Origin of the sequence: Prosthecobacter vanneervenii (assembly GCF_014203095.1) — a bacterium.
GTDB lineage: Bacteria > Verrucomicrobiota > Verrucomicrobiia > Verrucomicrobiales > Verrucomicrobiaceae > Prosthecobacter > Prosthecobacter vanneervenii.
This window is the reverse complement of sequence record NZ_JACHIG010000003.1, coordinates 139306-156007: the sequence shown is the minus strand read 5'-3', so window position 1 is coordinate 156007 and position 16702 is coordinate 139306. Positions and strand designations below refer to the sequence as shown.

Genomic DNA, 16702 nt, shown 5'->3' with positions numbered 1-16702 from the left:
GTGCAGTACGTGGCTGTGGCTTTACTGGGCCCACTGGTAGGTGATGGTCATCGTGCCGGTTTGCGCGGGAATAACGAGATTCTGACCGGCGATTTGTGCGCCTGCGGCGGAAATACGATATCCGGGCATGCCTTTGCTGAAAAAGCCCCCGTCTTTGTTTTCAAACGCCCCGTTGCCGATGCGATACCAGGCATGCGCAGGCAGTTTGCCAGCGACCTTGACTGTGCGGATCAGCTTGGCCTTGCCGTCAGGTTTGTTGCCATCTCCCTCCGTGCTGAAAGACTCCTCCACTTCCACCCCCTGCCAGGTGTAGCGGAAAGTGGGTCTGCGCTTGGCATCCAGAGAATAGCCACCCCAGTGAAAACCCTCATAGCGTTTGGTCTTGTCCCACTTGGGCCATTCGGCCTCTGGCTTTTCAGTCACAAAAAAAGCCGGTGTAGCTTCGCCCGTGGGCTGGAGCACGTCATAGCCCAGCGGTTTCTCGTGGCCGCCCCCACGCGAGTTCCAGTGGCGGGCGGCATCCATGAAGGCTCCGCGCCAGATCAGCGCCAGATTCATGCTCTCCGCGCTCCAGGCAATGTTCACTCCACCAGGATAGCCGACGCCGATCCCTCGGTTGCCTGCGCCTTGGATGAAGTTGCGGTAGATCACTGCCTCATCCTTCACTAGGAGTGGTATGGGCTCATACTCTTTCTGATTTTTAGCTCCGCCCTTCCATCTCGGGTGCAGCCACTTGGACAGCGGCGTGATCTGAGTGTCGGCACCTTTCCACGCGGCATACAGCTCGACTTGGCTGCGTGCCTGGAAGTATTCCAGACGAAATTCGTGTTCTCCTTTTTCGAGCGTGACGCCTTGCTCCTTGATGTCGCCCGAAGGGTGAATGCCATCGTAGGACACGATCTCCTTGCCATCGATCAGGATGCGCGATCCGTCATCACTTGAGAGGTAGAAGCGGTAGGAGCCCTTCCTTGGTGCGGTCAGCTTGCCCGTGAAGACCACGCCAAACTCGTTCTTGTAGTCGTCCAGTTTCACCTGCAGCAAATTATCCTCGATGACGCCCTCGCGGTGCGGCGTCAGTTTGGAAAAGTCGGGCAGCTCTTTCCAGTTGCCCAGATAAAGGGCAAATTTCAGGTCATGCAGCCGGTCCCCCATCGGGGCCACTTTCAGCACTCCGCTCATCGTCAGCGCATGTCCGGGAAAGGTGCATACATACGGGTAGCTTCCGGGCTTCTGAGGCGCCGAAAAGCTGATCACCTCCTTTTCATGCGGGTTGAGCATTTTTGAGTGTGCCCAGATGCGCGGATCATCCGGCAGCCAGTTGCGTTTCAGGGCCTCCTCGGGTTTCTCCATCTGCTTCAGCGCCATGGCGGCGGTGTCGGTCCCCGGCTGGCAGAAGACGAGGTTGTGCGGCAGATCATCGCCATTTTCAAACGTGACCTTCACCGGCTGTCCGGGCTCTGCCAGCAGTTCGGTCACGTCGTACTTCATCTGCGCTGTCATCGTTTTGATGGAAAAAGCGGCGGGTTCCACGGCCCGGGCGCAGGCGGAGGCAAGAAACAGGGCGATAAGCAGGCGGGACATAAGGAGTGCGCGGTTAAACGAAGGAGGCGGAGAGTGCCTTGCGAAAAGGCGGCGTCAACGCCGCGAGTTTTATTTCATGCGTACTTTGGGCTTGGCTCAGGCTGCGAAATTTGATTATCTCTGCGCCATGCAAACTTGGTATCTGCTCAAAGCGTCAGACAAGGAAATTTATGAGGCCAAAGACCTCGAAACCCTGCGCGGCTGGGCTGCCGATGCCAAAATCTCGCCGTTGGACAAAATCTCCAGCGACAACCGCATGAGCTGGCAGCGTGCCCCCATGATTGCCGAGCTGCAGATGGATCTCCTGGTCCAAATGCCGGACAATTATCTCTACGGCCCTACCAATGTGGCCACGATCCAGGAATTCCTCGCTACCGGGGAGATCGATGAAAACGTGACCATCATCAACTGCCTCGACAACACCGAGGCCCGTCTGGCGGATCTTTCCTGGTTCCAGGCCAGTCCGCACCATGTACGCAGCGCCGCCACCACTTTCATCGGCACCGGCAGGGATGAAAAAATCGGGGGCGGAGATGCCATGCAGCAGTCGCGTATCTCCACCTTGGAAAAGCAGGTCATGGAGCTGCAGAAGGTGGTGGATGAATGGCAGCAGGCTTTCAGCAGTCTGCGCCAGCAGTACATTGAAGCCACGGGCCGCGAACCCCTTTGAGTCTCTCCGCTCAGCTTTTGTCGCTGCTTTCGCTCAGTCCTGGCAGGCACTTGGCTTTGTCGGCAAAGCGGTCAAAACGGTTGGAGAGAATCAGAAGCGTCGGAGCCCAGAGTCCGACGAAGATGCCAAAGCGCTCCGCGTGTGCCTGCTCTTCCGGAGAGTCTCCGTTGACGAACCACCAGATCCAGATGGAAAGCACGATCGAGAGCATGCCTGCCTGAAAACAGATGGTGCTGAGAGTGCGGCAGATGGAGGAATTCATATTTTAGTAAAGTTTGGCATGAACCCAGGTCTTTCGGCAAGAAATCAGTTTTCTCGTCGCAATCTCTGGGGAGTGCTGCGCATCAGCAGGCGCATGGTCTGTGGACTTGAGAGACAGCCGGGCTGGGGCATAATATTATAAATGAGACTTTCCGACGCCACCCGCTCTGCGACCGCTCCGGTGACGCCCCGGCAGCCGCGTGTGGCTCCACACCGGCCGCAGGGAAAGCCGCAGACTGCTCCTCCGGCTTTGGAGCCGCCTTGGCATGTCATCCTCTTGGACGACGACTGCCATACATTCGAATACGTCATCGAAATGCTCTTTGTCATCTTCGGGCATTCCAAAGAGCTCGGAAAGCGCATGGCTGACGAGGTGAATGAAAAGGGGCGTGCGATCGTGGCCACCGTCCACAAGGAGCTGGCAGAGCTCAGGCAGGAGCAGATCCAGGAATATGGCCCCGATCCCCGCATCCCTGCATGCAAGGTATCCATGCGTGCTACAATCGAGTGCGCTGACTGACCAGGTCGCTTCAGCGGCTCTTTCGTGGCTCTGGAATACCGCTTAGGATGAGAATGGAAAGTGCAGACATCACCGCCGCCAGACTGGCCACCAGGTGGAAAGATCCTGTCCAAGAATAGATAAGCCCGCCTAGGCTCGTCGCCAGCATCAGAGACCACACATTGCAAAAACCGAGCACCGCCTGCAGCGTGGATCGCCTCTCGGGTGTGCAGAGTTCCGCTGTGAGAGTCAGGTCTCCCACCCGGTCTAGGAACAGACCAAACCCCAGCACAAAATAGGCGGCCATAAAACCTCCAAAGGTATGTGTGGTGCCGGCCCATAGACACAACCCCATGCAGACGATGCGGGAAAGGATCAGCAGCACTCGCCCGCCCATATGATAGCCCAGCCACGCGGCCAGCAGGCTGCCCAGAATGGTGCCGATGTTTTGGAAAGAAACAAAGCTCCCCTCATCCGCCTCGGGTCTGCCCGTGGTATGCAGCGCGTGCAGCGTCAGAAACGAGACGACGATCAGATATCCTGTGCCGGTAAACCGTGCCGCTATCAGTTTGAGAAGATGTGGCTGGCCCTTCAGCAGACCCGGCAGGCTGCGCAGGTAGCTCCAGTAGCTGCCTTCATGGGGGTGGTAATGATGCGCGGCCGGCAGTTCACGCATAAAAGACTGCGCTATCCATGACAGCAGCAGAAACACAAAAGTGGTCAGATGCAGCACTGCATAGCCCCGCTGCCCCGGGGTGTGCGTTAGCACTTGCTGGATCACTCCTCCCGCCACCATGCCAATGCATGCTTGTGTGATGTAGCGGGCCGCCCAGCCGGCCGCTCTCACACGTTCCGGCACCATGCGGGTGACCATTTCCATCCACGCCACCACACCCACGCCGCCAACCAAGCCAGAAAAAACCGGCGTCAGCACCACCACAGGCAGCAGCCACGGCCCCGCATCCTGCCAGAACCACAGCAGCAGTCCAGTAATGAGATAGGGCAGGCGTTGCAGGATGCCAAAGCCCATGACCCAGGGTTTGAATTTCGTGAGACGCTCCACCAGCGGGGACACAAACAAACCTGCCAGGGCAAATGCCGCAGGAATGATCACCGGCATGATGGCAATGACGGCCGAGGCACCTCCTAGCTGCTCCACCATCTTTGGCATCACTGTCTCCGGTTGGAGAAACGCCACTCCGCCCATGTACAGGCCTCCTTCCAGGCAGTGGCAGATGAAATTCCGCCGCACGACATGCGGATGATGCTGGTGTGGTGAAGCGGCGGCGTCAGTGGGCATCGCGGGAGGCCTCTCATCGTGGCGTATCCTCACGCAAAGGAAAGTGATTCATCCTTTTACCCTGTTGTGGCTTTTTCCCCACTCTTAAAAAAACCCTTGCAGCGGTCTTGCGCTGGCTGGCCCCAGCTGTTTCAATTTCCGTAATCCCAAACCCATTACCTGCCATGACACTCAACCCCAAACTCACCAAGCTGCTCAATGAGCAGATCAATAACGAAATGTCCTCCAGCTATGTGTACCTCGCCATGGCGGCGTGGTTTGAGCAAACCCCCTACTCCGGCTTTGCCAAGTGGATGTTTACCCAGAGCCGCGAGGAGACCATGCACGCGCTGAAATTCTACCAGTATCTAGTGGACCGGGATGCCAAAGTTGAATTGCAGCCCATTGCCAAGCCCAAGATGGACTTCAAATCTCCGCTGGATGTCTTCCAGCACAGCCTCAAGCAGGAGCAGCGTGTCACCCAGCAGATCAATGACCTCTTCGAAGTCGCCGAGCAGGTCAAAGACCACGCCTCAAAGAACCTCCTGCTCTGGTTCCTCAATGAACAAATGGAGGAGGAGAAGACTGTCGGAGACATGCTCAACCGTCTCAAGCTCGCTGGCAATGACACTGCCAGCCTGCTCGTTCTGGATCGCGAGGCCGGCAGCCGCCCAAGCGCTGGTGGTGCTCCGGATGTGACACCCGGTGCTTGATGCGGGTGTCTACGGCACGAGCCTCTGATCCCAGGGCCACAAAGGGGTGTAGGTGGCAGATTCCACCCAGCCTCGCACAGACTGCGGGCTGCTGGGGATCTCCACATAGCTCCAGGCTCCACGCTTCTCCAGCAGCCGGATCTGGCTGCCGGGGGGCAGGGAGATGACATTGCCTGAAGTGACGGTTGCAGCCGTGTAGGCATTCACCTCGCGCGCGGTCACGACCATGATGTCCTTCACACGTTCACTCGGTGCAGGCCGGATGGCGGCAAGACCGGCTGCTGGAGCGGCAATAAGCAGTCCAAGCACGGTGAAAATCAGCACCAGCACTCCATGACTGGTCTTCCGCGTGGGAGACAGGATCCAGCTTATAAGGGCCAGAACAACAAGCCACGCGCAGGCGGACGCGATGATGATCCAGGTGTTTTGACTCAGCAGCAGGCTGATGAAAGTCAGCACCGAGTTTTCTCCAAAGCGGAAGAAACGCAGCTTTTCATCCAGATGCAGTAGGTTTTGCAGCAGCTCAGGGTTCAAGGGCTCCAGAAGCTGCGCTCGTTGGTACCAGAGTGCTGCTCTGCCCAGATCTTCCTGCCGATAGCGCGCATGGCCTATGATGGTGAAAACCTCGGCGCTCAGGGCGGGCGGATTCTGTTTGGTGAGGGATTCCGCAAGGTATTGAGCCTGGGTGTATTTGCCCTTCTCCAGAGCTTCGCGGGCCTGCTGGTACACCGCGTCCGGGGAGGCGTCTGCCGCAACTGCGTTGAGGGATAGAGTGGCAAGCGCCATGATGATGAGAGAGGCGCGCTTTAGCAGCGGAGACAAAAGAGACAGAATGCGGCTGCGTTCTGCACTGCCAAGCTGCACTTCAGATGACGGGGCTGCGGTAAAGCTCAGAGTCTCATACTGCTGAACGATCTGGCGCAGTGCTTCATCTTTGACCTCGCCCGGCTGGCTGCGGTGGATGAAATGAGCCGCACGGTGCAGGAATTCACGGTCGGAAATCTCACGCTCTTCCAAGCCTCGCCATAGCAGTTGCAGCTCTCCGCGCTGTCCTTTCGTCGATTGCGCGCTCCGACGGCGCATCCAGGTCACCAAGGATGCCAATAGGATGATGGCGGCTGGGATGGATTGAATGGCCCAGAAGCGTGTGCTGCCGGTCAGAGCCGCGTTGGCATTCACCGCAGGGCTAAGCCAGCGTGACTTGGCCGGTACACTCATGAGGATGTCGCTGATCTGTGGCTTGGGCTGCAGCACCGCCGGCGGTTTGGGGGCTGTAGCGGGGCCTCCATCCGCTGCTGCGTTCGTTGTGGCCGCCACCGCGCCAGGCTTGATACGCAAGGCGATCGGCGACGTGCGCGCCGAGATGTATTTTTTCTGCGTCGGACTGAAGTAGCTGAGCTCAAAAGGTGGCAGTTCCGCATGCACTTTCTCAGGCACAAACACCATGGAGTAGCCGATCCGGCGCTGGGCTGAGGGCGCCAGATTCGGGTCGATCGGGCCGTCCACGTTGTAACGTCTCGGCGGGTAGGCTTTCCAGCCGTCAGGTGGCGTCAGGCTAGGCGGATTCAGCGCGTCAAAGTTGCCAGCCCCATCAATCGTGATGTCCACCGCCAGCGGATCACCGACACTTAGCTCGTTCGGCGTGGCGGTGGCGCTGATGCTGAAGTCTCCTACGGCGCCGCTGTAGTTGGCAGGCTTCCCATCTGTGGGCAGCGGCAGCACCTTGATTTTGACATCCTGGCTCTTGACCACCTGCTTGCGTGTTTCAGCACCCCCCATGATGAGGCCAAAGGGCAGGCCGCCGCGCATCTGCCGCTGCGCGCTTTCATCATAGACCTCGAAAAGCAACTCGCATGAGGCCGGTCCCACTTTGAAGTCTCCTGCATGCAGGGCGGAAAGGGTGCTCCGGTAGGTGACCACCATGTAGTCGATGTCGTTGACCCGCTGCATCGTCTGATCCGCCTGCTGGGGGAAGCGGGCCACGGCAAAGTCATTCTTGGCCACTTCGATCAGCCCCACCCGCCTAAGCATCACTCGATTGCGGGGCACAAAAAGACTCGCGGTGATCGGCACCACCTCGCCCTGGTACACCTCGGTTTTACCCACCTCGATTTGAAGCAGCGGCACGCTGGTGTCCTCACCTGCCGCAGGTCCTGCAGTGGGCGACTCGCTGACAATCAGGCGCACTTCATTGGTCTTGAGGATCTCTCCGTTCACCTGAATTTCCTGCGGCGGGATGACAAATTCTCCGGGCTCATTCGCCGCCACTCCCCAGGAGAGCTGGGTGGAGATGATCTGCTGCGCACCGCGGATCTCGATGTTTTGCGCAGTCGAGACGGCGGAGGTCATGCCGATCTGCACCGGCAGGCGCAGCTGTGGCACGCTTTGCACCGTGCCGTTTTGAACGGTGACGACATAGTTCACCACTTGGCCGGTCTGCGCATGGTCGGGCTGCAGATAGGCGCGCACTGTTGCCGCTGCAGCTTGGGAAGTGATGAAAGGCAGAAGCAGCAGCACAGTCAGGCGGCTGGAATGACGAATGCATCTCCAGAGGCTGGGTTTCACGATGCCGGCCTTGAGAGCGGAGCGTTCGGATGCTGGCGGAAGATGTGGGCTGTGAATCATTCAGTCGTGGGATTTCGTTCGTCACTGCCGGCTTGTGCGGCTTACCAGTCTTTTTTGTTCGCGGGAGGAGTGTGGTAGCGGTTGGTCAGCGGAGCGGTGATTTCATCCATGTACTGCCGGATGATGCCCTCGGCTTCACCGGGGGTGAAGCCGGTGCGCGGATTGCGTTGGTTGTCCGTGGCCTTTTTGTCTTTTGGGTTTTTCTGTTCACCCTCTTCACCGCCAGGCTTCTGGCCGTCCTTGCCCTGCTGAACTTCTTTTTCTTCCTGGTTGCCACCTGCGGCCTGCAGACGTCCTTCGGGCAGTTCTTTGGCATCCTTGCCGCCAATGCCGTCGTCAGCTTCCTTCTTTTCACCTTTGCCATCTTTGGGCTCCTTGGGCTGGTTTTGGCCGTTGGGGTCGCTTCCTTGATCGCCGGACTCTCCCTCGTCTCCTTCATCCCCTTCCTGGCCCTGGCCTTTTTCGCCTTTTTGCCCCTTCTGGCCTTTTTTGCCCTTCTGGCCCTGCTGTTGTTCTTCCATCTGCTTCATCACCTGCTTCAGCTGGGCCAGCATCTTGCTGACATGGTCACGGTTCTCCTTCAGCTCCTTGTTTCCAGGGTCTATTTCCAGAGCGGCATCGAGATGCCGCAGGGCATCGGTCCAGCGCTGGACGGTGATCTTCGGCTGCTGCTGCAGGCCGCGTACGCCTTGGTCATAAAGGCTGTGTCCCAGGCCGCGGTGGGCACGTGCACGCAGGGACTTGTCTTCTGTATGCAGCACCTCGCTGAAGTTTTTGACGCTGCCGTCGTAGTTTGTCAGATCGTGCTCCGTCGTAGCCAGCCCATACAGCAGCTCTTCGCGGTCATGCGGGGAAAAGTCCTCTCGCTCCAGCAGCCTGTTGTAGAGTTCCCGGGCCCTTTTCAGATCGCCTTTTTCCAGTGCCAGCTTGGCCTCCTCGGGGCTGGGTCCGCTGGACTGGAAAAAATAAGCCAGCAGATCGGATGGTCCTGCTGCCTCCACAGAAGATGGAGACGTCAATGCGACGATCGCCATGCCCAGCACGACCGGACGTGCGGCAGGGCGGGGTAGAGCGCTGATGATCCAGGCTAGCATAAGCAGGAATATACCAAGTCCCAGGGGCCAGGCAAAGCGCTCAATCGGCCTCGAAGTCTGCCGGTTCGCGGACTGCTGCTCGGTCAGGCGGTCCAGCACCGGCTGAATCGAGTGGCGGCTCAGCGGCTGTGTGTCCAGTTTGAGGTAGCGTCCACCGGTGGATGTGGCCAGCTGCTGCAGCACTCCGCTTTGCAGCTGGGAGCGCACCACATTTCCTGCCTCATCCCGGATGTAGTCGCCATCCACTTCGGGGTTTGGGATCAGCGTGCCGTTCTCAGTGCCGACCCCCACAGTCACAACGATGACGCCCGCCGCCGTGAGCCGCTGGATGTAGGGGACGAGGTTCGCGTCGGCATCTCCACCGTCGCTGAAAATGACGAGTGCATAGTTGCTCTTCGGCAGGGTTTTGACTGCTCGCAGCGTCACATCCAGCAGGTCGGCCAGATTGCTGCCACCCCATTCAATGATGGTATGGTCAAAAGCTAGCAGGCTCTCGATAATGGCGTCATGGTCCGTTGTCAGCGGTGCCTGAAGGTAGGCTCGGCCGGCAAAGGCCAGCAGGCCAATGCGCTCTCCTCCCAGCTCCATGACCAGGTCATGCGCTGCCAGCCGCGCCCGCGTGAGCCGGTCTGGCGGCACATCACGCGCCAGCATCGAGCGTGAGGTGTCGATCGCGATGAAGACATTGCGCCCTTTGTCTGGGATCTCCAGCTTCTCATCCCCCCAGCGCGGCTGCGCCACGGCCAGGATCAGGCACGCCATGGCCAGAATATAAAGCACATAAACCAGCCAAGAGCGCCAGCGAGAGCGGCCCACGACGAGTGCCGGACGGAGGCGCTCTGCGGTGAAAAGCCGCTCCGCCTTGGAGCCGTGCGCATCCACCAGCAGCTTCAGCCCCACGAGCGCAGGCACGATCAGCAGAAACCACAGCAGATGTTGATGGGCAAAGGACATGACGATCAGGTGGCGACTGGTTCCGGGGCCGAGTGCAGCACGGTCAGAGACAGCAGCAGCGCCAGAAACAAGGCGGTGGCGCATACCGCCAGCGGCCAGGGAAACAGCTCTTCAGTCTCGACGATTTTATGGTGTTCAATCTTGGTTTTTTCGAGTTTGTCGATCGTGGCAAACACATCGCTCAGGGAGCTCAGGTTCTGCGCCATGTAAAACTGCCCGCTGCCGATGGCGGCCACCTCTTTGAGCGTGCCTTCATCAAACAACTGCTGCCCCACTGGTGTAAATGTGCCGCGCTTAGGGTCGGGAATGCTATGGATGCCCGGTGTGCCGATCGCTATCGTGTAGATCTTGATGCCCAGTGTGGCTGCCAGCTTGGCTGCGTCCTGCGGGCTCAGACGGCCGGAGTTGTTGGCGCCGTCTGTCAGCAGCACAATCACCTTGCTGGGTGTTTTCTCGCGTCGCATGCGGTTGGCCGCTGACGCGATGCCGGAGCCGATCGCGGTGCCGTCCCCCACGCGCTGGGTTTGCACACGGTCCAGGTTATTGATCAGCCAGTCCCGGTCCATCGTCAGCGGGCAGGGCAGGTAGGTTTCCCCTGCAAAGGCCACGATCCCGATCTTGTCGCTGCGGCGGCCTTTGATGAAGTCAGCCATCACGCGCTTCGCGGCGGTCAGTCGGTTCACCGGCTGTCCACCGATGTAGAAATCCTCGATCAGCATCGAGAGAGACACGTCCACCGTCAGCATGATGGAGATGCCTTCCGCCTTTTCTTCATCGTAGGACAGAACCTTCTGCGGTCGTGACAGTGCCAGAATGCCAAACGTCAGGCTGATCAAAATGAGCCCGACGACAAAGCCGCCGACCCGGCTTCGAGCAGGTGTGCCCAGGTCTTTGAGCAGCGCGGCAGTGGGAAATTGGATCGCGGCCCGTTTTCCACGTGCTCCGCGCAGCATTCCCAGCAGCGGCACCAGGGGCAGCAGCACCAGCCACAGGGGGTGCAGGATTTGAAATCCAGATAGGCCGGGGATCATCATAGCTTCTCCTCCTGCAAACGTGCGAGAGCTTGGTCGATCAGCATTAAAGACTCCTCTTCAGTGCGCGGCGCGGGCATGAAGGACATGTCGTCACACAAGCGTGCAACAGGCTCAAATCGTTCAATCCATAGTCCCTGCGCACGTGTCAGCGGCAAGCCGGGCTGGCGCTCTGCTTTGGCATCGAAAATCTCACGTGTGGTACGGGCTGGTGCCGGGACGGAGTAGCGCTCCTGCAGGTATCTGCGCAGGATCTGTGAGATCCGGTGGCTCATTTCCGCCGGTGGCACGGTTTGCGTTCGGGTCCGGAGATCGCTCAAGGCACGAAAGGCGGAGGTCCAGGGCTGGCGCAGCGGCGGGGCTGGCGTCTGCTTTGGCCTCACCAGCAGCCATACCACCAGCGCAATCAGCATTGCCAGAACCAGCACCGCCAGCCAGGGCAACCACCACGGCGGAGGAAGACTCACTCCATCGGGCGCAGGCAGCTCCGGGTGCGGCAGCGGCGGTGGGCCTGAAAATTGAGCCAGGAAAAAAGATGCGGAGAGGGAGGCGATGTTCATCCGCGTTTCCTCCTTCGACGAGAACGAAAGTATGCCTTGAGCGCAGGCACGTAGTCTTCGTCAGTCCTCACCGTGATGCGCTCCACCCCGCAGCGGCGCAGCAGGTGCACCAGGGCGTTCTGCCGTTCATTCACCCGCTGCTCATACAGTTCACGAACACCCGGGTTCGACGTGTTGACCAAAAACTGCTCTCCCGTTTCAGGGTCTTCCAGGCAGACTCTCCCGGCGTTCGGCAGGGTAATCTCTCGGGGGTCCAGAATTTGTGCCGCCACTACGTCGTGTTTGGCGGCGACTGCGCGCAGGCTTTTCTCCCAGGAGCTGTCTGCTGTGATGAAGTCGGACACCAGGATGATCAGCGCCCGGTGGGCAATTCTTTCCAGAGCCAGATCCAACGCCACCTTGATGTCGGTGCCCCGCTTTTCAGGCTCGTTGTTCAGGATGTCACGCAGGATGCGCATGGCATGCGGCCCGCCTTTGCGTGCGGGGAGGTAATGCTCCACCCCTTCGGAGAAAAGCGTTAAACCTACCTTGTCCTGGTTCTGGATGGCGCTGAAGGCAAACACCGCCGCGATCTCTGCGGCGCGCTCGCGCTTCGTGTCCTCCTGGCTGCCATAGTCGCCGGAGCTGCTTACATCCACGCACAGCATCACCGTCAGCTCACGTTCCTCCACGTACTTGCGCACAAACGGGTCGTTCATGCGCGCCGTCACGTTCCAGTCGATGAAGCGCACATCGTCCCCCGGCTGGTACTCACGGAAATCATCAAACTCAATGCCCTGCCCTTTGAAGCGGGAGTGGTATTGCCCGCCCAGCATCTCCTTGACCATGCCGCGCGTCAGCAGCTCGATCCGTCTCACGCGCTTGAGGATGCGCGTGAGCCTGGCGTCGTTGTCGTTCTGCGCTGTTTCCCGGTTCACAGTGTGGGCGGTTTTAAGGAACCGGCAGCTTGTCCAGAAGGGTTTTGATCACGTCGTCCGTGGTCACCCCTTCGGCTTCGGCTTCATAGGAGAGCAGGATTCGGTGTCTCAGGATGTCCGGTGCCAGGTCCTTGATGTCCTGCGGGATCACGTAGTTCCGGCCATTCAGGAAAGCCAGCGCCTTGGCGGCCAGTGCCAGATTGATCGTGCCACGCGGGGATGCCCCGCAGCGGATCAGCAGCTTCAGGTGCGGGGCCAGTGTTTCAGGATGACGCGTCGCATGGATCAGGGCCACGATGTAGTCCCGGATTTTTTCGTCCATGAAAAGCGCGTTCACCACCACACGGCTAGCGCTGATGGCGGACACATCCGCCACCTGGCTCACATCCAGTTTCGGAGCCGAGGTGGCCATCGCATCCAGCACCTGGCGTTCTTCGATCGGGGTGGGGTAAGTTACTCTGACTTTCAAAAGGAATCGGTCCAGCTGCGCCTCAGGCAGCGTGTAGGTTCCTTCTTGATCGATCGGGTTCTGCGTTGCCAGCACCATGAAGGGATCCGGCAGCTTATGCGTGTTTTCACCGATCGTGACCTGCCGCTCCTGCATGGCCTCCAGCAGCGCACTCTGCACCTTGGCCGGGGCACGGTTGATTTCGTCTGCCAGCACCAGGTTGGCAAAGATGGGGCCCAGGCGGGGGGTGAAGGTGCCATCTTTCGGGTGATAAACCATCGTTCCGATGACGTCTGCAGGCAGCAGGTCAGGGGTAAACTGAATGCGCTGAAACTTCGCCTTCAATGTCCCTGAGAGCGTGCGCACCGCCAGTGTTTTCGCGATCCCTGGCACCCCCTCCAGCAGCACGTGGCCGTTGGTCAGCAGAGCCACCAGCAGCCTGTCCACCAGGGCGGTCTGGCCGACGAGCACACGGGCTATTTCAGTGCGAAGCGGAGCCACCCAGAAGGAGGCTTTGGAGATGGCTTCCTGGTCAGGAACGGCGGGAGGTGCGGCAGGTGGAGGCATGTGAATAAACAGTACTGGTCAACTGGAGAATTCTCCACGTCAACCCTCAAGGATCAATGTTATAACGCCTCTCGGGACGTTTTATGTTAGTGGAATTGCAGGATGTTCTGGCTTTCATGCCATTAATGACCCTCCAAGACCTCCGCGAACAAGTTTGTGAAGCCAACCGTGCCCTTGAGCCCAGCGGCCTCGTACGCCTCACCTGGGGAAATGTCAGCGGCATCGACCGCGCCTCCGGCCTCTGGGCCATCAAGCCCAGCGGGGTGGATTACCTGGAACTCACCCCCGAGGACATGGTCGTTCTCGATCTCGAAGGCCGGGTGGTGGAGGGAAAATTGCGCCCCTCCTCAGACACCAAGACCCACCTGGTGCTCTACCGCGAGTTTCCGGAGATCGGCGGCATCACCCACACCCACAGCCTGCATGCCACCATGTTTTCACAGGCCGGACGTGAGCTCCCTTGCTACGGCACCACGCACGCAGATCACTTTCACGGCACGGTTCCCATCGTGCGCGCCCTCACTCCTGCCGAGGTTGCTGAGGATTACGAGCACTTCACCGGCGTCGCCATCGTGGAGCGCCTGCGCGAGCTCCAGCTCTCCCCTCTAGAGATGCCCGCGGTCCTCCAGCTTCACCACGCGCCGTTTACCTTTGGGAAAAATGCCATGGATTCCCTCAAAAACAGCATCGCCCTTGAAATGTGCGCCAACATGGCCTTGGGCGCTTCTGCCTTAAACCCTGCCATAGGCCAGATACCTGCACACATCTTGGAAAAGCATTATTTGCGCAAACACGGTCCGGGCGCGTATTACGGGCAGAAGTAATACCCCCGCCGACCCATGAAGTCCCCTTGTTCACTCGCTACCCTGGCTGTGTCCTGTTTCATGTTGCTCTCCTCAGGGCTTTTGTCTGCCTGTTCCAGTGAGAGACGCGACCGTTTGTGGCAGACCTTGGACCCAGCGGGCTACAAGCACGCGCATAGCGAAAGCTTCAATGGGGACAGGGCTTTGCGCAGCCCCGTTGCCGACTCTCTTCCTGGTACTGAAGACATGGCTATTAGAATGCAGTAAGAAAGTTGGAATCCAAAATTCAACGCGTCTAAGCGGTTCGTTCCTGTGAAATAAGGCATGGCTTAGTTGGGGTGGTTTGAAGTGATCCCTTATCTTTTAGGGTGTCTGCACCCAGCCAGCCCAATTCATCTCATTCAACGCCAGCATCTCACGAAGTGCGTGGCTCGGAATATGACGCCCCCCAAAAAACAGGAAAAAGCACTTCGCTTTTCGCTCTGATCTGGTTGTCAGCGGTGCTCACCGGCACGCTCTTGATGGCCCAGTATTCGCAGACGGCTGGAGACGCGGGTGCCGCGCCTGCGCGCTGGCCGGATACCGTGGCAATGCCTGGAGATTCGGCACTGCCTCGGCTGGTCTTGTTTCTGCATCCGCGTTGCTCTTGCTCACGCGCCACTTTGGGGGAGATGGAGCGTCTGATGGCTGCTTGCAGCGGCAGGGTCTCGGCTCACATTTGGTTCATTCAGCCCGAGGGGTTCGATGCCGATTGGGTTAAAACGGATCTCTGGCATGCCGCCGCCGCCATTCCTGGCGTCGAAGTTCACATGGATGATCAGGGGAGGACAGCTCGTCTTTTCAGTGCCAGGACCTCTGGGCAGGCTCTGCTTTACGACGCCGAAGGCAGGCTGTGTTTCCAAGGCGGGATCACCCCTGCCCGCGGTCATGCAGGAGATAATCCTGGGAGCGATGCCATTGCGGCGCTCGTGAAGCACCGCTCACTCAGCTTTGCCAGCACGCCGGTGTTTGGCTGCGCCCTCAGTCGCGAAAAGAAAACCAAGGAATGCACCACATGTCAGCCATAGCCGCCAACACACTGCCTGTAGGCAACGAAGCTAAAGAGGCAGCCTCGCTCCCTCGTGCTGTCGAAGCAAAGGAACGTTCGCATAAAGGGACTGCGCAGCCAGATGCCGACATTCACCTTTTGACGCTGCCCCCAACGGTTTTGCAACAGCGCGAGGCGGCTTTGTTTCATGCTGCAGAGTTTGATCTCCATCGCCATACAGACCAGCTCTTCTCCAGGCTCATGATCGTGCAGTGGCTGGCGGGTATTGCCGCCGCTTTGTGGATTTCTCCCCGCACTTGGATTGGTGACTCCAGCCAGGTGCATGTGCACGTATGGGCCGCCTTGTTGCTGGGTGGAGCTATCACGGCCTTCCCGGTGTGGCTTGCTCACAAGCAGCCCGGGCTGGCACTGACTCGTCATGTCATCGCGGCCGCACAGATGCTTACCTCGGCGCTGCTCATCCATCTCACCGGGGGACGTATCGAGACACATTTCCATGTCTTTGGCTCTCTGGCATTCATCGCTTTTTACCGTGACTGGAAAGTGCTCATGACCGCCACCGTCGTCGTGGCGGGCGATCATCTGATCCGCGGGCTCTTCTGGCCGCAGTCCGTTTTTGGTGTGCTGACGGCCAGTTCATGGCGCTGGGTCGAGCACGCAGCATGGGTGCTGTTTGAAGACGTCATTCTCTTCGTTGCCATTCTCAGGATGAGGCAGGAGATGCATGAGATAGCACTTCGCCGTGCCACTCTGGAAGGCAGCAACATGGAAATTGAGCGTCAGGTCGTGGAGCGCACTGCAGAGCTGAACAGCACGCAGGCCGAGCTTCTGGAGACCTCTCGACTGGCTGGCATGGCTGAGGTCGCTACCAGTGTTCTGCACAATGTGGGCAATGTCCTCAACAGCGTCGGGGTTTCCGCGGAACTCGCTGCCGGCAAGGTCAGGGAGTTTAGAATCGGAAGCCTGAAAAATGCAGCCGAACTGCTGCAGCAGCACCAGGCGGACCTGCCTGCCTTCCTTGCCACCGATCCCCGTGGCAAGATGCTGCCTGAATATCTTCTCAAGCTGGCCACGCACCTCGCGGAGCCTCAGCAGGCCATCCTCAAGGAAATGGAAACGCTTCAGAAAAACATCGATCATATCAAGGAGATCGTGGCCATGCAGCAGCGCTACGCGCGGGGCACAGGTGTGGTGGAGATTTTGTCAGTGGCGGACCTCATCGAGGACAGCATCCGCATCAATGCCGCCAGCTTCAGCCGCCATGAGGTCAATGTGATCAGGGAAATAGCTCCCGTGCCGCCGCTTAAAACAGACCGCCACAAGGTCATGCAGATCCTGGTCAATCTCCTCAGCAACGCCAAGCATGCACTCGATCACAAGAGCGATGGCGACCGCCGCATGACCGTCAAAGCGTCTCTCAATCAGGAAGGCATGCTGGAAATCTGCGTCCTTGATAACGGCGTCGGCATTGCCTCGGAAAACCTCCAGAGAATCTTTTCTCACGGCTTTACCACCAAGAAGCAGGGACATGGCTTCGGCCTTCACAGCGGTGCGCTGGCGGCCAGGGAGCTCGGAGGAACATTGAGCGCTCACAGCGACGGCGTTGGCCTGGGGGCTGCCTTCACCCTGACACTGCCGCTGGAACATTGATT

Annotated in this window: 14 protein-coding genes; 5 read left to right on the top strand and 9 right to left on the bottom strand. The window is 59.1% G+C overall.

The window, feature by feature from the left end; genetic code table 11:
• Positions 1-21: 21 nt before the first annotated feature.
• Positions 22-1581, bottom strand: a complete 1560-nt coding sequence (locus HNQ65_RS08620; protein ID WP_184339117.1) for a PA14 domain-containing protein — start codon at positions 1579-1581, stop codon at positions 22-24.
• A 76-nt stretch (positions 1582-1657) separates the two neighbouring features.
• On the opposite strand from HNQ65_RS08620, the gene HNQ65_RS08615 reads away from it, so the two are divergent.
• Positions 1658-2251 (top strand): hypothetical protein, encoded by a 594-nt coding sequence (locus HNQ65_RS08615; RefSeq protein ID WP_184339116.1) that lies wholly within the window; start codon positions 1658-1660, stop codon positions 2249-2251.
• A gap of 10 nt (positions 2252-2261) precedes the next feature.
• Here the strand turns inward: HNQ65_RS08615 and HNQ65_RS08610 are convergent, their stop codons facing one another.
• On the bottom strand, positions 2262-2513 hold the full coding sequence (locus HNQ65_RS08610; protein WP_184339115.1) for a hypothetical protein: 252 nt from the start codon (positions 2511-2513) through the stop codon (positions 2262-2264).
• A gap of 141 nt (positions 2514-2654) precedes the next feature.
• Between HNQ65_RS08610 and HNQ65_RS08605 the strand changes: the two genes are divergently transcribed.
• Positions 2655-3032, top strand: coding sequence for an ATP-dependent Clp protease adaptor ClpS (locus HNQ65_RS08605; RefSeq protein WP_184339114.1), 378 nt, complete (start codon positions 2655-2657; stop codon positions 3030-3032).
• A 10-nt stretch (positions 3033-3042) separates the two neighbouring features.
• Here HNQ65_RS08605 and HNQ65_RS08600 read toward each other — a convergent pair whose 3' ends face one another.
• On the bottom strand, positions 3043-4311 hold the full coding sequence (locus HNQ65_RS08600) for an MFS transporter (RefSeq protein ID WP_184339113.1): 1269 nt from the start codon (positions 4309-4311) through the stop codon (positions 3043-3045).
• Between the two features lie 164 nt (positions 4312-4475).
• Here HNQ65_RS08600 and HNQ65_RS08595 point away from each other — a divergent pair, with 164 nt between their 5' ends.
• The gene (locus HNQ65_RS08595; RefSeq protein WP_184339112.1) at positions 4476-5003 is read left to right on the top strand and encodes a ferritin; all 528 of its coding nucleotides are present in this window, start codon (positions 4476-4478) and stop codon (positions 5001-5003) included.
• Positions 5004-5012: 9 nt separating this feature from the next.
• On the opposite strand, the gene HNQ65_RS08590 is transcribed toward HNQ65_RS08595, so the two are convergent.
• From HNQ65_RS08590 to HNQ65_RS08565, 6 genes are read right to left on the bottom strand one after another with little or no spacing between them, the layout of a single operon-like run.
• Positions 5013-7628, bottom strand: a complete 2616-nt coding sequence (locus HNQ65_RS08590) for a BatD family protein (protein WP_184339111.1) — start codon at positions 7626-7628, stop codon at positions 5013-5015.
• A 41-nt stretch (positions 7629-7669) separates the two neighbouring features.
• Positions 7670-9676, bottom strand: coding sequence for a VWA domain-containing protein (locus HNQ65_RS08585; protein WP_184339110.1), 2007 nt, complete (start codon positions 9674-9676; stop codon positions 7670-7672).
• 5 nt (positions 9677-9681) lie between these two features.
• Positions 9682-10710: a VWA domain-containing protein gene (locus HNQ65_RS08580; protein WP_184339109.1), complete on the bottom strand. Its 1029-nt coding sequence runs from the start codon at positions 10708-10710 to the stop codon at positions 9682-9684.
• Positions 10707-11267, bottom strand: coding sequence for a DUF4381 family protein (locus HNQ65_RS08575; RefSeq protein ID WP_184339108.1), 561 nt, complete (start codon positions 11265-11267; stop codon positions 10707-10709). The genes HNQ65_RS08580 and HNQ65_RS08575 overlap by 4 nt, the downstream gene beginning before the upstream one ends.
• Positions 11264-12184, bottom strand: coding sequence for a DUF58 domain-containing protein (locus HNQ65_RS08570; protein ID WP_343076553.1), 921 nt, complete (start codon positions 12182-12184; stop codon positions 11264-11266). The genes HNQ65_RS08575 and HNQ65_RS08570 overlap by 4 nt, the downstream gene beginning before the upstream one ends.
• Before the next feature lie 13 nt (positions 12185-12197).
• Positions 12198-13199 (bottom strand): AAA family ATPase, encoded by a 1002-nt coding sequence (locus HNQ65_RS08565; RefSeq protein ID WP_184339107.1) that lies wholly within the window; start codon positions 13197-13199, stop codon positions 12198-12200.
• A gap of 125 nt (positions 13200-13324) precedes the next feature.
• Between HNQ65_RS08565 and araD the strand changes: the two genes are divergently transcribed.
• Both araD and HNQ65_RS08555 read left to right on the top strand, forming a co-directional pair.
• Positions 13325-14023, top strand: coding sequence for an L-ribulose-5-phosphate 4-epimerase AraD (gene araD, locus HNQ65_RS08560; RefSeq protein ID WP_184339106.1), 699 nt, complete (start codon positions 13325-13327; stop codon positions 14021-14023).
• 1033 nt (positions 14024-15056) lie between these two features.
• On the top strand, positions 15057-16700 hold the full coding sequence (locus HNQ65_RS08555) for a sensor histidine kinase (RefSeq protein ID WP_184339105.1): 1644 nt from the start codon (positions 15057-15059) through the stop codon (positions 16698-16700).
• Positions 16701-16702 lie beyond the last annotated feature (2 nt).

Excerpts from the sequence above, each read along its gene's own strand:
- HNQ65_RS08610 (WP_184339115.1), bottom strand. The coding sequence starts at position 2,513 with ATGAATTCCTCCATCTGCCGCACTCTCAGCACCATCTGTTTTCAGGCA.
- araD (WP_184339106.1), top strand. The coding sequence starts at position 13,325 with ATGACCCTCCAAGACCTCCGCGAACAAGTTTGTGAAGCCAACCGTGCC.
- HNQ65_RS08555 (WP_184339105.1), top strand. The coding sequence starts at position 15,057 with ATGTCAGCCATAGCCGCCAACACACTGCCTGTAGGCAACGAAGCTAAA.
- HNQ65_RS08605 (WP_184339114.1), top strand. The coding sequence starts at position 2,655 with ATGAGACTTTCCGACGCCACCCGCTCTGCGACCGCTCCGGTGACGCCC.
- HNQ65_RS08615 (WP_184339116.1), top strand. The coding sequence starts at position 1,658 with ATGCGTACTTTGGGCTTGGCTCAGGCTGCGAAATTTGATTATCTCTGC.
- HNQ65_RS08575 (WP_184339108.1), bottom strand. The coding sequence starts at position 11,267 with ATGAACATCGCCTCCCTCTCCGCATCTTTTTTCCTGGCTCAATTTTCA.
- HNQ65_RS08585 (WP_184339110.1), bottom strand. The coding sequence starts at position 9,676 with ATGTCCTTTGCCCATCAACATCTGCTGTGGTTTCTGCTGATCGTGCCT.
- HNQ65_RS08580 (WP_184339109.1), bottom strand. The coding sequence starts at position 10,710 with ATGATGATCCCCGGCCTATCTGGATTTCAAATCCTGCACCCCCTGTGG.
- HNQ65_RS08565 (WP_184339107.1), bottom strand. The coding sequence starts at position 13,199 with ATGCCTCCACCTGCCGCACCTCCCGCCGTTCCTGACCAGGAAGCCATC.
- HNQ65_RS08595 (WP_184339112.1), top strand. The coding sequence starts at position 4,476 with ATGACACTCAACCCCAAACTCACCAAGCTGCTCAATGAGCAGATCAAT.
- HNQ65_RS08590 (WP_184339111.1), bottom strand. The coding sequence starts at position 7,628 with ATGATTCACAGCCCACATCTTCCGCCAGCATCCGAACGCTCCGCTCTC.
- HNQ65_RS08600 (WP_184339113.1), bottom strand. The coding sequence starts at position 4,311 with ATGCCCACTGACGCCGCCGCTTCACCACACCAGCATCATCCGCATGTC.
- HNQ65_RS08620 (WP_184339117.1), bottom strand. The coding sequence starts at position 1,581 with ATGTCCCGCCTGCTTATCGCCCTGTTTCTTGCCTCCGCCTGCGCCCGG.